The sequence below is a fragment of the Clostridium sp. genome, assembly GCF_047718555.1.
In the GTDB taxonomy this organism is placed as follows: domain Bacteria; phylum Bacillota; class Clostridia; order Clostridiales; family Clostridiaceae; genus Clostridium_I.
Map to the genome: position 1 here is coordinate 18,386 of NZ_JBDNRK010000044.1, position 15,446 is coordinate 33,831.

Sequence of the window (15,446 nt, forward strand, 5' to 3'; positions counted from 1 at the left end):
GGCGAATTATGATTAAGCGAGTTATTATTACATTGGCCAGTTTAGGAATAGTTACAGGAATATTTTTTGGAGTAAGGTATTTAATTTATTTGCAAAGTTACAAGAATATAATAAAAAACATAAACATAGAAAAAGTTGATTTATCTAAGGTCTCCAATGGAACTTATTTAGGCTCTTTTGATGCACTGGAAGTTGGAGCAGAAGTAAAGGTTACTGTGGATAATCATAAGATTACAGCGATAAAAATAATTCATCACAAAAATGAAAGAGGTAAAAAAGCGGAAGTGATACCAGAAAGAGTTATAGCAGCCCAATCTTTACAGGTAGATACAGTTTCTGGAGCAACTAATAGCAGCAAGGTTATTTTGAAGGCTATTGACAATGCTTTAGAAAAGGGTGCTAAAGCTTAAGATATTATTAAATAAGCAGGAAAAGAAGGCAAAATTTATGGGTATAGAAACAGATAAATTAGGTTGGATTGCAGGGGTAGTATTTTTAATCTGCCTTTGCTATTTCATATTAAAAAGAATTAAAATCCGTTCTCCAAAGGTTAAGATTAATTTAAGACAAGCATTGAATTTTCATTGCTATTTGGGTATTATTGGAACTGTAATAGCAATTCTTCACGTAGGACAAAATATAGTTTTTATTCAGGTATCTGCAGGCTTTATATGTTTTTTCTCAATGATTTTACTCTGTATATCAGGTATAGTAATAAAATGTTTAAAAAGAATTTCACCAGCAAGTAGAAAAATTTGGAGGTTTGTTCACATAGGATTAGCTATAGTTTTTGTGGGAGCTTTATTGTGGCATATACTATTATATCATTTTATTATGAGTTAATACTGTAGGAAAAATAATAGGGAAATATTATCATGGATAACGATTTACCCTAAAGGACAACGAGTTCTAAGTATCGAAAATACTGATACTTAGAACTCTGTTTATATTCATTATGAAATACATAAAGAATTAGGCTTTTAAAAGGTAATTTGAATTAATTAAATATATTAAAAATGAAGATGATAGAGGATTTTTTTTACTTATATTTATCGTAAGGTAAAAATCTAAGAGGAACTATTCTTAGATTAGACATTTAGAATGGAGAAAAAATATGGATAGGGAATTAATTATTGAAAGAACCAAAGAGTTTGTTAAGAGTAAACTTTATGGGGAGGAAACAGGACACGATTGGTGGCATACATACAGAGTATGGAGAAACGCAATAAAAATTGGGGAAAAAGAACAAGCTGACATGTTAATTGTAGAGTTATCAGCACTTCTACATGATGTAGCTGACTATAAATTTTATAATGGTGATACAGATATTAGTTCAAAGGTAGTAAATGAATGGCTTGAAAGTATTAATGTACAAAAAGAGGTGATTTCAAAGGTGTGCGATGTAATAGAAAATATTTCATTTAAAGGTGCAAATGTAAAATCACAAATTAGTACAAAAGAATGTATGGTAGTCCAAGATGCTGATAGGCTAGATGCAATAGGCGCTATAGGTATTTCAAGAGTATTTGCATTTGGAGGGGCAGTTAAAAGAGAAATATATAATCCAGACATAAGTGTGCAAAAACATGATACATTTGAGCAGTATAAGAATAGTATTCACACTAGTACATCAATAAATCATTTTTATGAAAAGTTACTACTTATAAAAAATTTAATGAACACGGATATGGGTAAGAGTCTGGCTCAAGATAGACACCGTTATATGGAAGAATATCTAAATAAGTTTATGAATGAATGGGAAGGGATAGAGTAAAAACGTTTGTATTTATAATATTGTCTTTTAAGTCAAGAAAATAATTTAAAAATTTGATATATTCTCTTTGGAGGAATTTAAATGTAAAATAGGCGTTATCATTGATAGGTGTATGTAGCAATTTATATAGGGAGTTGATAACTTGAGTATATTAAAAGTAGCATTGGTCCAGCATAAAGCAAAGCCAAATAATTTATCAGATAATTTGAAATTAGGGCTTAAATATGTTAAAGAGGCTAAAGAAAAAGGTAATGAAGAGTTACTTGAATTTTCCTTTTGAAGAACAAATATGTGTAGGTTGCTGGATAAAATGTTGATTTACTATCTTATGAATTGGAAAATAATTTACGATTTATAAGATTTTATAATGCAACTTTTTTAAATAGTGTCATGAAGCGTAATAGTAACAAAATACGAGTCAAAAATTATTTATATAATAGGAGTATATTTATGGAAGATAAAATTGATGGAGAAGATTATATAACAAAGGTAATTTATTAAGTAGACAAATTTCTATTTTCATATAATACTAATTAAGAGATTCATCATCTTCTAAAAGATTGAATTGAGTATAACTATTACACTAATGTAATATAGTAGGATAGTAGGAAACAACGAAGTAAAGATTATTCACATAATCTGTAGACAAATAATAATTTGATTCAGAAAGAAAAATAGTAATTTTAGGAGGCGTTATATGTTAGGTCATTTAGGATTTTCATATGTAGGTCTGATATATTTATTAATGTTATTTATTCCAAATATTATTTGGAGTAAGAAACAGTCAATAGATTATAACAATACTCAAGAAAACAAAATATTATTATTATTTGAACGAGTTGGACAAGTATGCTGTACTTGTAGCGTATTGATTTTTATTGATTTTAATATTACTCCATTTTCAGTATGGAGTTTGTGGCTAATAGCATCATTTTTACTAATGATTCTTTATGAAATTTGTTGGATTAGATATTTTACCAATGAGCATACAAAAGAAAATTTATATAGCAGTTTTTTGGGGATTCCCATACCTCTTGCAAGTTTGCCTGTTACGGCTTTTTTGATATTGGGTATTTATGGGAAGGTTGTTTGGCTGATTGCGTCTGCAATTATACTTGGTATAGGACATATAGGAGTACATATTCAGCGTTTAAAGGCGATAAAATAAGTTTTATAAATTTCTGTTGAGTTAATGCATATTTTCTAATATGATTCATCAACAATAATTTTATTGTATTTAAACAATAGTAAAATATTGTTCATTATAAAAGTTAGAGATTATCTTGAAAAAGAAGTTAAATACGATAAATTAATTGTAAATGAAGGGAGGAATTTCTATGGAACATTTATGTTCAAAGTGTAATAGCAAATTAACAAAATGTGTTATAAAACCAGATCCATTGGTGAAATTTATGGCTTATAAATTTCCAGTAAAGCCTTTTACTAAAGAATACAGTGAGTTATCTCCATATGTATGTCCTATCTGTGGTTATACAGAATGGTATGCAGAGAATCCAGAAAAATTTAAGTAGTAGGTTCAGAATCTTCAAAAAGGTTGTAATAATTATGGATTTATAATTACTACGATTTTGTAAGAAGATGCGAGCTACAGATTATTTTATAACTGAAAGACAATAGGGGATGTCACATATGATGAACGAGTTAATTTCTGAGTTAAATACCCGTGGTGTTAATTTTATCAAGACAGTTGATATATCAATGCTCTCGGCAAAAGAAAATAGGGGGTACAGCGTTGCTATTTTGATAGGAATAGTTCTAAGCCCCAGTTATATTTTTCGTCTATCAAAAGAAAACATATTAGATTATTCCGAGTTTTCGAAAAGGGAACATAGTATTGATAAACTTGCAGAATGGACGGCTGATTTTATCATTGCAAAAAGATATGAAGCCTTTGCCCAATCGGAAAGAAATCTTGGTTTGCATGGATTCTATGATGAAACTACGAAAACCACTCCACTTCCACATAAAAAAATTGCCATATTGGCTGGATTGGGTTGGATCGGAAAAAACAATTTGTTAGTTACCCAGGAATACGGAAGTGCATTGTGCATGTGTAGTGTCTTGACAAATGCACAATTACCTACTGAAAATAGACCAATAATAATGCCTAAATGTGGGGAATGTACTGTTTGTAAGGACATTTGTCCTGTAGGGGCTATCCATGGCTCTACATGGGAAATGGGTATGAATAGAGATTTAATAGTGGATGTATACCACTGTGACGGTTGTTTAAAATGTTTATCTAATTGCCCTTGGACGCAAAAGTATATGAATAATAATAGTTCTGAGTAAAATGAGCGTAATGTACAGTTAATTTATTAATTCGCTTTTTTCTTATAGTATGTATTAGTACAATAGGATGAATTTATTGGGGGTGCTTAGTTTGTTAATTAAATTTTCGGAGAAAGATAATATATTAGATTCCAAGCCATTCATTGATGATGAAGTACAGTTTAATGTATTACATATAATAATGGAGAGTAAATTGCCATATTTGTTTACAAACAAAAATAAAAGCATAATAATTGGTCAGTCGACTCCTAAACTTCCAGCTTGGATATGGACATCACGCCAAATTACAAATAAAGATATTGAAGAGTTAAAAAATGATTTCATTGAATTGTATAAAGATATGGAGAAGTTAGTTTTTGTAGCTAAACAAGATATTGCAATTGCATTGGCAGAACATTATGCTACAATGAGACAACTAAAATATTGTGTTGATTTACAAATGGAATCATTTCAATGTCCATCAATTATCGAACCAAAACCAGTACAAGGACTTCTTAGAAAAGCTACAATAAATGATATTAATGTCATTTCAGAATTTTTATCTGGATTTATTTATGATTGCTTTAGACAAATGACTACTCCAGAACAACAATTACAAACTGCAAAAATGTATATTGAAAGTGAAAATTTATATATTTGGGGTACTGGCAATAAAATAATTTCAATGGCACATATTGCACATCGCTCAAAGCGCAATGTTAGAATCAATGAAGTATATACACGACCAGATATGAGAGGAGAAGGATTTGGAGCAATGATTGTATCTAAATTATGTCGGATTATTCTTAGTGAACATAGAGTGCCCGTTCTTTATACAGATTTATCTAATCCGGCATCTAATAAAGCCTATAAAAATGTTGGATTTATTGAATGTGGTAAAGTTAGCAAAGTATCATTCACTCTATAAGAGGCCCTGATGGTAATATTGTTAATTTTGTTAGCATGGTAAAAAAGAATTAATTTTTATGAAAGGAGAAAAAAATTACTAAATCTCATATAGTTTTTAGAGAATTTATCAATTATGTAAAACCAGATTTGTTAAAAGAATGGCTAAAAAATATAAGCTATTCTTTTGTGGCATTGCATAAAAATGAAATTGTTGGAGTTATTGAAGTGAGAAACGCAAATCATATTTCATTATTATTTGTTAAAAAGGAATATCAAAAAATGGGAATAGCAAAAAATTTACTGAAAATATCATTAGATAAATCCCAAAATATAGATAATTCAATTAGTGAAATTGAAGTCAATTCATCACCTTATGCTGTTGAAATTTATAAAAGTATGGGCTTTATCAAAATAGATATAGAACAAGTTGTAAATGGAATAAAATTTATTCCAATGAAATTGATTTTAAGTTAATTCACATTTTCATTTAGATATATTTATTATAACTATGCATTCTTTACATCATAAATAAAATCTGGAAATGCTGTTTAATTAAAGATATAATCATTATATAAACTTATGCAGAACAGTAAGATGTTTAGAATGAAAGAAAGGACATAAATTATGCAGATAGTATCATCACAAATAAATAATACTATTTATATAACATTTGGTTTACTATTAAGTGCTTTAATTGTTCATTTTATAACTAAAAATATGAATTTTAAGTATGAAGAAGTAAAGTTAGTAAACATTAAGCATTCTACAATAGTTAGTTTGATTAGTACTTCTATACTTATAATTATTATGTATCCACTTATACTAATTTTCATAAAAAGTTTTATAGCAGGTCAATTAAAAATCAGTAGTAACAGTGATTTGGGAGTAGTTATCTATATTATTACCGCAATTTTAGAAGTTGTACCTGTAATAATTGTAATTATGTTACAAAAAGAAGGCTTATGTAGTTTAGGCATAACTAGAAATAATATTTTTAAATCTATCTTTATTGGTTTAGTAAGCTACACTTTATTTCTTGTATTTATAGTAATAATGAAACATCAATTGAAATATATATTTCTTCCTGACTCGTCATTTAGTATATGGGCTTTTATAAATTGCTTATTTACAGCTTTTGGTGAGGAAGTTCTATTTAGAGGATATGTTCAATACAGATTAACAGAGTGGCTAGGAGATAAAAAAGGGCTGATAATTGCAGCATTAGTTTTTTCATGTTCTCATATATTTCAAAGAATGATGATAATTAACCTCAGTATTATTAATGCTGCTATTTCATCAATTTTATTATTTCCAGCTGGTTTATTTTTGGGATATTTATTTTTAAAATGTAAAAACATAGCTGCCTCAACTATTTTTCATGCTTTATATGATTTTTTTGCGAATTTTATATGATTATTGCTTGGCAATTTTCTTATAAGTAAGATATCAAAAAAACAAATACTTTAATTAAGGTTTATTTAACGGGGGAATCTATAATGAAAGATATATATAAAGAATGTCCAATTTATAAAAATAAACTTATTACATTAAGGCAGACGAATATGGATGATGTTCAAGAATTGTTAAAGTGCTATTCTGATAAAAAAGCATTACCACTTTTTAATTCTGACAATTGCCATGGAGATGATTTTCACTATACAACAATTGAAAAAATGAAAGAGGCAATTAACTTTTGGAACTTTTCCTATAAAAACAAGGAGTTTGTAAGATGGACAGTCATTTTAAATGACACAAATGAAAAAGTTGGTACAATTGAAATGTTTCATAGAATCGCAGATGATGAATTTAATGATTATGGCGTATTACGAATTGATTTGCAAAGTAATTATGAAAAACGGTCAGTTATCGATGATATTTTAGAAATTGTTAATGAAAATTTTTATAAGGCATTTGATGTTGAAGCAATTCTTACAAAATCTATTCCTGATGCTGCTGAGCGAATTGCTTCATTAACAAAAAAAGGATACAATCCAATTAAAAAGAAATTTATGATGATATATGATGACTATTTTGTGAGATTGGAAAAAGATATAATTAATTCATAATTTTCTATAACTGTGAAGAAACAAGGAATTTATTTTTTTATTATAATTGATTGGAGACAACAGCCAATGAATATAAATATTATCAAAGCAGAAAACAAACACTTGCTTGACTGCAAAATTGCTTTACAAAAGTCAGAATTAGGGAGAATATATTTTCCAGAAGAAAATAAAGCCATTCAAGCCTTAAATGAAGGGATTTCTAAAGGAGAAATTTTTATTGCCATTAATAAAGAATATATATGCTTAGGATTTATTTGGTTTATTCTTAATGGTGCATTTCATAGCTTTCCGTATTTACATATAATAGCTGTAAAAGAAGAGTTTCGTGGACTTGGAATAGGGAAAAAACTACTAAAATACTTTGAAGAAACGACTTCTAAAAATTCTTCAAAGTTATTTCTTGTAGTTGCAGACTTTAATCCAAGAGCAAAACAATTATATCAGAGTATTGGTTATAAGAAAGTTGGAATTATTCCAAACTTGTATAAAAGAGGAGTAAATGAGTGCTTAATGATAAAAGAAATATGATTATTATTAGTAGATTTTTATAATTATTACTCAATGTTTTTTATAGTATAACAGTTGTAATTTAAAGGGAAGTAAAGGATATTTATAAAAAAGTGAGGTATTTAAATGTATGACTAGTATTACAAATGACTTTATAAATCAAATTGAATCACACGGATTTAAAGTAGGAGTTATTTCTACTAAACACATAGAAGAAATACGGTCCGATATAGAAACTACAAAAAAAATTTATAAAGATGTTAATACTTACATAGGTGAATATTTAAATAAATTTAATTATGATATTATGGAAAATCTTCCAAAAGCAAATTCAATTATAGTTATAGCAGTTCCTCAACCTATGATTAGAATATATTTTACATTAGGAGGTAAAAGAAGAGCTGTAATTATGCCGCCCATGTATTTGCTGAATTCTAGTGTGGAACTAGAAGAAGAACATAAGAAAATATGTGAAGTAACTTCAATTGTTGAAAATATTCTTTCATATAAGAATTTGAAAGTAAAGAAAATTAATCTTCCATGTAAACTTATAGCTTCAAGAAGTGGTCTTGGACAATATGGGAAAAACAATATTTGTTATATAAATAGTGAAAGTAGTTTTTATTGGATGGGGGTGTACATATCAGATATGCCCTGTGAAAATGATTCTTGGCAGAAAGCTAATATTATGGATTTGTGTACAAGCTGTAATTTATGCGTAAAAAATTGTCCTACAGGAGCAATAACAAATGACAGATTTGTAATACATCCAGGTAAATGTATTACATTACAGAATGAAAGTGAAAAAGATTTTCCTAAATGGTTAAACGTAAAATGGAACAATTCTATAATAGGATGTATGAGATGTCAAATTATTTGTCCTGTAAATAGAAATCACATTAAGGATGTAGGAGATTTAGCTGAATTCAATGAGTGGGAAACAAAAATGATATTATCAAAGACCCCCTTAGGTGAATTGTCAAAGATAACATATAGAAAACTGGAACTAATTAATTTTATAGAATATTATGATTTACTTGCTCGTAATTTAAGTGTTTTATTAAATAAATATGAAAGTTAATTCATAATCTTCTAATATTATTTATTAACTAAAAAGGCAGTGATGCCTTTTTTTATTTCTATTTAGTGTAAATATATTAAATGAAAATTTATACATAAATTAAATAGACACATTCATTTACAATTTTTATATTGTTTTTTTGATTTTTACTTAGTAATTTATTTTTATTTAAATATAGTTATTAGGACTATATATGCATTCTTTATTTCATAAATAAAATCTGGAAATGCTGTTTAATTAAAGATATAATTATTATATAAATCTATGCAGAACAGTAATTTTATGCATAGTAAAGGTTATTTATATAATGAGAAGGAGTGGGGTTATGAAAATAAGGAAAGCAGAACTTGAGGATTTAAATATAATCATGGACATCTTTAGAAATGCAATTAATGTAATGAATGACAATAATATACCCCAATGGGATGAAATATACCCTACTAATGTAATTCTTGAACAAGATATATTAAAAAAACAAATGTATGTTGGAATTAAAGATAATACAATTGTTTCTATTGTAGTCGTTAATAATGAATTTGACGTACAATATAAACATGGCAATTGGAAATATGATAATGAAAGGTTTGCTGTAGTACATAGATTATGTGTTAATCCAATTTATCAGAATCAAAAAATAGGGAAAAATACAATGATTATGATTGAAGATTTGTTACAGAAAAAAGGAATACAATCTATTAGATTAGATGCTTTTTCTCTAAATCCCTATGCTTTAAAAATGTATCAAAAACTTGAATATCAAAAGGCTGGAGAAGCAAACTGGAGAAAAGGATTGTTTTATTTACTTGAGAAAAAACTATAGGGGATTTTGAACATAATCTTTTAATTAATACGATTTCTTTTTGTAGTTTGAATTGACTACTATTAAAGTATTTACAAGAATAAAAAAGAGGAGTTTTGAAATGGAATCTATTTTAATTATGGGTGGCACAACATTTGTAAGTAGTTCTTTGGCAAAATATCTTATTGGACAAGTCTATAATGTGGACATACTTACAAGAGGTTTTAAATTAGTAGATTATAATGGATTTAGAGAGCACCTAATTTGTAACAGAAAATCAAAGAATGAACTTCAAGAAGTTTTAAAAGGGAGAGAATATGAGTTCATTTTCGATATATCTGCATATACAAAAGATGATGTGGAAACCTTGTTAACTTCAATTAATACTAGTAGATTAAAAAAGTATATATTTTGTTCGTCAGGAGCAGTATACAAGCCAAGTAATATTGCCATGGAAGAATGTTTTGAGACAGGAGAAAATCCTAACTGGGGAAAGTATGGCATTGATAAAAAAGAAGCAGAGAACTTCATTATAAATAGTGGAATTCCCTATATAATCTTTAGGCCAACTTATATTTATGGTGAAAACAATAATCTGTATAGAGAAGCGTACTTCTTTGATAGAATTGACAATAATAAAGTAATTCCATTACCTTTTGGAAATAATATCAAAACTCAATTTATACATATTGATGACTTGATTAGAATATTTGAAAGTGCAATGTATAGCAAAAGTGCTTCAAAGATATACAATGCCACAAATCCTGAAATTATTTCATGGGAGTATTTTATAAGAAAATGTGGGGAAGTTGTAGGGAAAAATCCTATTATAAATAAAATAGATATAAACAAGATACAATTGGAACCAAGAGCATATTTTCCTTTTAGAGATGTAACATACATGCTGGATATAAAACAATTAGTAGAAGATGGACTATATATTCCTAATATTTCATTAGAAAGGGGATTAGAGAGAGCCTACCGATGGTATACAGACAGAAAACCTAATTTGAATGATATTAAAATGATGGAAAAAGTGAATGAATTAGAGGAATTATTTCAAAAACAGAGTAATTGTTTTTAGTTAACTATAGTCAACTGTTGAAGAGATTACTTAGATAATATATAATAAAAATGCAGTTGAGTATTAATTTCAAATGAAAATGTTGATTTATATATTTTGATTAATTTACAGAATTTTTCGTAAAGATAATTAAAACTTGTGAATGATTTGCAGTAATATTTTATTAAATAAAATTAAAGGGAGAATTTTATGAGTGAATTTTACGAGATGGAAACTTTTTGTATGGGAACGGTTATAAGTCAAAGGGTTTTTGGAGAAAAAGCAGAAATAGCTGCAGCAAAGGTAGAGGAAGAAATGAAAAGATTGGAAGCTCTTATGAGTTTCTTTCTTGAATCCAGTGAAATAAGTAAGCTAAATAGGGCTGCTGGAAAGCAGGAAGTAGAGCTTGGCTGTGAATCTCTATATGTTCTAAATAGGGCCAAATATTTTTCTCAAATATGCGGCGGAACATTTGATATTACTATAGGACCGGTAGCTAAGCTTTGGGGTATATTTACAGATCATGCAAAGGTGCCTTCTAAAGAAGAAATTGATAGGGCTTTAAGCTTTACTGGATATAAAGATATTACTATTGATAATGGACTGGGTACAGCAAAGCTTGAAAAGACTGGAGAAAGTGTAGACCTTGGAGCTATAGCAAAAGGTTATGCAGCAGACAGGGCTATAGAAATATACAAGCAGCAGGGAATTGAATCCGCTTTTATAAATCTTGGGGGCAATGTTTTGGTTTTAGGTAATAAGCCTGATGGAACACCCTGGAAGGTTGGTATACAGAATCCTCTCCTTGAAAGAGGGCAGTGCCTGGGGGCTGTAAAGGCAGTTGATAAGACCATTGTAACCTCTGGAGATTATGTGAGATATTTTGAAAAGGATAATGTAAAATATCATCATATTTTAGATCCTAGGACAGGGTATCCTGCAAATTCGGGATTAATGAGTGCCACAATTGTATCAGAAAAATCCATTGGAGCAGATGCCTTATCTACAGCTATTTTTATTTTGGGACTTGAAGAGGGTATGAAATTAATTAATGGCCTTAAAGATATGGAGGCTATATTTATTACAAAAGATAAGGAAATTTATGTTACAGAAGGGTTAAGAAAAGATTTTATTCTATTTGAGGGTACGGATTTTTCAGCTTTATAACAGTATAGTAGAATGAATTATTGAGGAGTGATTAATTTGAGAAATATTAAAATCATAGAAAAAACTTTGAGAGAAGAACATAAAAAAATATATTATTTTGTAATTGTAGCTTTAGGATTTTTCTTATTTTATCAATCTTATAAATTCGGAACATCAGTTGGGAAATTTTTATACTATATTAATCATTAATTAATACTAATTCGCTATTTTCTATATTATTAATTCAAGTTATTAAAAAATCATATTGACAAAACTAGAGGAATATAATAATATTAACATACTAATTATAGTGGATTGCTATAAATTCATCCGAAAAGTGTCATTAGTTTACCAGAAAACTGTAAGCTGAATATCTATTAATTATCAATAGATATTCAGCTGTTTTTTTATTCTAGGGGAAATTATATATTGTCTGCATTTAAATTATAAAGGTTAGATGTCTATCTATATGCATTCATTTAGTTCTTTTATTAAGAAACTTTTACAAATAAATCTATTAATAATGCTTGTAAGGATTGCTTGACCGATATAGAATTATTAAATGTGAAATGAAATTTTAAAATCATATTCCTTCATTTTACAAGGAGGGCTCATACTTTGAATAAAAGATTATCTGATTTAAAGAAAAAACTATCTTTAGTAAAAATATCTAGATTTATAATTCAACTTATATTTTTATACTTTTTTTCAGGAATATTTACTTTAGCTTTTACTGGTTTTAAAAATATATATTTGGGACTAGCTAGAGAAAATTTTAATCTTTCTAATTCCTTTACTTTTTTAGCTGCTTTTGCAGCTGTAGTAGTATTATCTGTTTTAATAGGAAGATTTTTCTGTGGTTGGTTGTGTGCCTTTGGAACCTTTAATGATTTGGTGTATTTAGTTTCAAGAAGGATATTTAAGAAAAAAATAAATATACCACAAACAGTAGATGAAAAATTAAAATATATTAAATACATAGTTTTATTAGGAATTATGATTTTTATGTGGTCAATGAATTTGTCACCAGAAAAAAGCATAGATCCTTGGGATGCCTTTGCTCAACTACCTCAGTTTAAAACTATGGCTCCTGAAATTCCAATAGCTTTTATATTTTTGGCCTTAATAACTATAGGCGCCATGTTTATAGAAAGATTCTTTTGCAGATATTTGTGCCCTCTGGGAGCTATACAGGCTATACTTTCAAAATTTAAGATTATTAACATAAGCAAGCCAAGTGAAAAATGTGGCAAATGCCAATTGTGTACGGGAAATTGCCCAATGGGAATAAATCTATCGCAGGTAGAGTCAGTAGAGAGTGGCGAATGTATAGCATGTCTAAAATGTGTAGATACATGTTATAGAAGCAATCCTAAAGTTGTTGTATTTAAAAAATTAAATATGCAATGGTATTCTTCTACAGCAGCAGCAATTTTAGTGTTCAGTTTTATATTTTGGGGGAGTAAATTAGTAAAACCAGAAGTGAACATAGGAACTAGAGTTAGTGCAGCTCAGATGTCAAAGGTTGATGAAGCTGTCTTCAGTGATGGTGTATACAATGGGGTTGGTACAGGCTTCAGACCTAATTTAAAGGTTCAGGTTAAAATAGACAAAGGAAAAATTTCGGATATAAAGATAGTTTCTCATGAAGAAACTAAAGGTTATTATGAACAGGCTTTTGATGTAGTGCCAAAAGAAATAATAGCAGCACAATCTCCAGATGTAGATGCAGTTTCTGGGGCAACCAAGTCAAGTAATGGAATAAAGCAAGCAGTAAAAGATGCTCTTAGTAAGGCAAGAAAAGATAAGAGTAAAAATCAAGAGAAAAGTGGTGCAGCTCAAGCAGAAAGTACAAATTCCGATGTTTCAATGGATAAAAATGCAAAGTTCAAAGATGGTACCTATACAGGGGTAGGAACTGGATATGGGACTGATCTTACAGTATCTGTTACTATAAAGGACGGTAAGATAACAGATATACAAATACTATCCAACAATGAAACACCAGGTTTCAGTGAACAGGCATTTTCTACAGTGCCAAAGGAAATAATAGCAGCGCAGTCTACTGAGGTTGATGCAGTATCAGGAGCAACTTTCTCCAGTAGAGGTATAATGGCAGCTGTTAAAAATGCACTTCAAAAGGCGTTAATTAGCGGTGAACTGCCAGGAGGTAATACTTCTGGAACAGCAAGTGCAGCTGCTAATAATAGTTCGGCTAATGTTTCAGATGCAGCTGCTAATCTACCTGCATATACTGGTAAAGGACTATACAAAGATGGGATATATACAGGAGTGGGCAAAGGATTTCAACCAAATCTTAAAGTTTCTGTTACAGTAAAAGATGGAAAAATAACAGATATAACAATAGTGTCACATAATGAAACCACTGGATTCTATGAAAAACCTTTTTCTGTAGTACCAAAGGAAATAATAAGTAAGCAGGATACAAATGTAGATGCAGTATCAGGAGCAACCTTCTCCAGTAACGGAATAATAGCAGCAGTTAATGATGCATTAAAAAATGCAAGATTAGATGGTACCACAATGGTCAGCAATAATTCAAACAATGGTACAAGTAGTGGCTCAAATAATAGTAGCACAGCTCATAATAATACTGGGATCAATAGTTCAGTTGATAATAGTAATCAAAGTAGTAACACTAGTACTAATACTAATCAAACTGGAGGTGCAAGTGCCAATAGTGGTAATAATTCAAATACAGGAACGGTTCCGGGAAACAGTAATACAAACACGGGAAGTACTAATTTTACAGGGACAAATACCGGAGCATCACAAAATGGTAATTCATCAGCTAACTCCAGTGAAGTAAAATATAAAGATGGTATTTATACTGGTATAGGAAGTGGATATAGGTCAAATCTTAAGCTTTCCGTTACCGTAAAAAATGGGAAAATTGTTGATATAGAGACAATATCCAATCGTGAAACAGAAGATTATTATTATGATGCCTTTAGCACAGTGCCAAAGGAGATAATAAGTAGACAATCTACAGAAGTAGATGTAGTGGCAGGTGCAACCTACTCAAGCAGGGGCATAATGTCAGCAGTTAAAGCTGCTCTGGAAAATGCAAAGGTTCAGTAGTTAGGCATATTCAAATAAATAACTAGCATTTTTTACTTACTATTTATTTTCATATGCCTTAATAGAATAATATACAATCAATGAATAGCAAAATTAGCACTATAGGTCTGTTAAATTTAGTGGATGTTGATAGTGCTTTTTTAGTGAACTACTCCAACTTAAAGAAGTAAGAGCTTCCTGCTTCCTAGAGTTCGTAACCTACACTCTCCACAGGCTTGAAATCCCCTTGCACCGAGGGTAATGAACGTAATGCTCTGTATACGAGCCTTGAATATTTTACGTAGGGAAGGCATAGCTTGGTTATCGCATTTTCGTATTCTCCCTACAACCATATATATTCAGTTTACAAAGAGCAACTACCATTTATATTAATGTGCTATCCATCTCCCACCTATAGAGGATTGGAGAATTCTGCACATTAGGTTAAAAATTTTTTCAAGTAATCTTTCTAGGAAGTAATTTTCAATGTAAAAAGTTTAATTTGAAGTTATAGATAGACAACTTGATATATAAATTTATGTTTCAAAGCATAAAATTAAAAAGCCTTGTAGCTTAAAAAAATGTTTAGTTATGAAATTGAATATTAATAAATTATAAAAATTATAGTACTATTATAATTTAAATAAAAAAATTGCATCATAAAGTAAATTATTTTGGCAAATATATTGACATATTATAGATATCCAATATCATAAATAAATGTTTAT

At 29.1% G+C, this 15,446-nt stretch carries 17 protein-coding genes; all 17 read left to right on the plus strand.

Going from position 1 to position 15,446, the window contains the following annotated elements; all coding sequences use genetic code 11:
* Positions 1–8 precede the first annotated feature (8 nt).
* The 17 genes from ABF633_RS15320 (at position 9) to ABF633_RS15400 (ending at position 14,739) form a co-directional block, all read left to right on the plus strand.
* Positions 9–410 carry an FMN-binding protein gene (locus ABF633_RS15320; protein WP_415524761.1) on the plus strand — a complete coding sequence of 134 codons (402 nt, stop codon included), beginning with the start codon at positions 9–11 and terminating at the stop codon, positions 408–410.
* 37 nt (positions 411–447) lie between these two features.
* On the plus strand, positions 448–843 hold the full coding sequence (locus tag ABF633_RS15325; RefSeq protein ID WP_415524762.1) for a DUF4405 domain-containing protein: 396 nt from the start codon (positions 448–450) through the stop codon (positions 841–843).
* Positions 844–1,114: 271 nt separating this feature from the next.
* On the plus strand, positions 1,115–1,774 hold the full coding sequence (locus ABF633_RS15330; protein ID WP_415524763.1) for an HD domain-containing protein: 660 nt from the start codon (positions 1,115–1,117) through the stop codon (positions 1,772–1,774).
* A 142-nt stretch (positions 1,775–1,916) separates the two neighbouring features.
* On the plus strand, positions 1,917–2,054 hold the full coding sequence (locus ABF633_RS15335) for a hypothetical protein (protein WP_415524764.1): 138 nt from the start codon (positions 1,917–1,919) through the stop codon (positions 2,052–2,054).
* 417 nt (positions 2,055–2,471) lie between these two features.
* Positions 2,472–2,942, plus strand: a complete 471-nt coding sequence (locus tag ABF633_RS15340; RefSeq protein WP_415524765.1) for a hypothetical protein — start codon at positions 2,472–2,474, stop codon at positions 2,940–2,942.
* 169 nt (positions 2,943–3,111) lie between these two features.
* Positions 3,112–3,306 (plus strand): hypothetical protein, encoded by a 195-nt coding sequence (locus ABF633_RS15345; protein WP_415524766.1) that lies wholly within the window; start codon positions 3,112–3,114, stop codon positions 3,304–3,306.
* Between the two features lie 118 nt (positions 3,307–3,424).
* Positions 3,425–4,087, plus strand: a complete 663-nt coding sequence (locus ABF633_RS15350) for a hypothetical protein (RefSeq protein WP_415524767.1) — start codon at positions 3,425–3,427, stop codon at positions 4,085–4,087.
* A 91-nt stretch (positions 4,088–4,178) separates the two neighbouring features.
* Positions 4,179–4,994: a GNAT family N-acetyltransferase gene (locus ABF633_RS15355; protein WP_415524768.1), complete on the plus strand. Its 816-nt coding sequence runs from the start codon at positions 4,179–4,181 to the stop codon at positions 4,992–4,994.
* A gap of 107 nt (positions 4,995–5,101) precedes the next feature.
* A complete protein-coding gene (locus tag ABF633_RS15360; protein WP_415524777.1) occupies positions 5,102–5,449 on the plus strand; it encodes a GNAT family N-acetyltransferase in 348 nt (115 codons plus the stop codon).
* A gap of 150 nt (positions 5,450–5,599) precedes the next feature.
* Complete coding sequence (locus tag ABF633_RS15365) at positions 5,600–6,388, plus strand: CPBP family intramembrane glutamic endopeptidase (RefSeq protein ID WP_415524769.1); 789 nt, start codon at positions 5,600–5,602, stop codon at positions 6,386–6,388.
* A gap of 83 nt (positions 6,389–6,471) precedes the next feature.
* Positions 6,472–7,041, plus strand: a complete 570-nt coding sequence (locus ABF633_RS15370; RefSeq protein ID WP_415524770.1) for a GNAT family N-acetyltransferase — start codon at positions 6,472–6,474, stop codon at positions 7,039–7,041.
* 66 nt (positions 7,042–7,107) lie between these two features.
* Positions 7,108–7,569, plus strand: a complete 462-nt coding sequence (locus ABF633_RS15375) for a GNAT family N-acetyltransferase (protein WP_415524771.1) — start codon at positions 7,108–7,110, stop codon at positions 7,567–7,569.
* A gap of 109 nt (positions 7,570–7,678) precedes the next feature.
* On the plus strand, positions 7,679–8,629 hold the full coding sequence (locus tag ABF633_RS15380) for a 4Fe-4S double cluster binding domain-containing protein (RefSeq protein WP_415524772.1): 951 nt from the start codon (positions 7,679–7,681) through the stop codon (positions 8,627–8,629).
* Positions 8,630–8,954: 325 nt separating this feature from the next.
* Positions 8,955–9,449, plus strand: a complete 495-nt coding sequence (locus ABF633_RS15385; RefSeq protein WP_415524773.1) for a GNAT family N-acetyltransferase — start codon at positions 8,955–8,957, stop codon at positions 9,447–9,449.
* Positions 9,450–9,549: 100 nt separating this feature from the next.
* Complete coding sequence (locus ABF633_RS15390) at positions 9,550–10,512, plus strand: NAD-dependent epimerase/dehydratase family protein (RefSeq protein WP_415524774.1); 963 nt, start codon at positions 9,550–9,552, stop codon at positions 10,510–10,512.
* 189 nt (positions 10,513–10,701) lie between these two features.
* Positions 10,702–11,658, plus strand: a complete 957-nt coding sequence (locus ABF633_RS15395) for an FAD:protein FMN transferase (RefSeq protein ID WP_415524775.1) — start codon at positions 10,702–10,704, stop codon at positions 11,656–11,658.
* 597 nt (positions 11,659–12,255) lie between these two features.
* The gene (locus ABF633_RS15400; RefSeq protein WP_415524776.1) at positions 12,256–14,739 is read left to right on the plus strand and encodes an FMN-binding protein; all 2,484 of its coding nucleotides are present in this window, start codon (positions 12,256–12,258) and stop codon (positions 14,737–14,739) included.
* Positions 14,740–15,446 lie beyond the last annotated feature (707 nt).

Bases quoted from the DNA above. Each gene is read 5' to 3' on its own strand.
- ABF633_RS15320 (WP_415524761.1), top strand. From the start codon at position 9: ATGATTAAGCGAGTTATTATTACATTGGCCAGTTTAGGAATAGTTACA.
- ABF633_RS15325 (WP_415524762.1), top strand. From the start codon at position 448: ATGGGTATAGAAACAGATAAATTAGGTTGGATTGCAGGGGTAGTATTT.
- ABF633_RS15330 (WP_415524763.1), top strand. From the start codon at position 1,115: ATGGATAGGGAATTAATTATTGAAAGAACCAAAGAGTTTGTTAAGAGT.
- ABF633_RS15340 (WP_415524765.1), top strand. From the start codon at position 2,472: ATGTTAGGTCATTTAGGATTTTCATATGTAGGTCTGATATATTTATTA.
- ABF633_RS15345 (WP_415524766.1), top strand. From the start codon at position 3,112: ATGGAACATTTATGTTCAAAGTGTAATAGCAAATTAACAAAATGTGTT.
- ABF633_RS15350 (WP_415524767.1), top strand. From the start codon at position 3,425: ATGATGAACGAGTTAATTTCTGAGTTAAATACCCGTGGTGTTAATTTT.
- ABF633_RS15365 (WP_415524769.1), top strand. From the start codon at position 5,600: ATGCAGATAGTATCATCACAAATAAATAATACTATTTATATAACATTT.
- ABF633_RS15370 (WP_415524770.1), top strand. From the start codon at position 6,472: ATGAAAGATATATATAAAGAATGTCCAATTTATAAAAATAAACTTATT.
- ABF633_RS15375 (WP_415524771.1), top strand. From the start codon at position 7,108: ATGAATATAAATATTATCAAAGCAGAAAACAAACACTTGCTTGACTGC.
- ABF633_RS15380 (WP_415524772.1), top strand. From the start codon at position 7,679: ATGACTAGTATTACAAATGACTTTATAAATCAAATTGAATCACACGGA.
- ABF633_RS15385 (WP_415524773.1), top strand. From the start codon at position 8,955: ATGAAAATAAGGAAAGCAGAACTTGAGGATTTAAATATAATCATGGAC.
- ABF633_RS15390 (WP_415524774.1), top strand. From the start codon at position 9,550: ATGGAATCTATTTTAATTATGGGTGGCACAACATTTGTAAGTAGTTCT.
- ABF633_RS15395 (WP_415524775.1), top strand. From the start codon at position 10,702: ATGAGTGAATTTTACGAGATGGAAACTTTTTGTATGGGAACGGTTATA.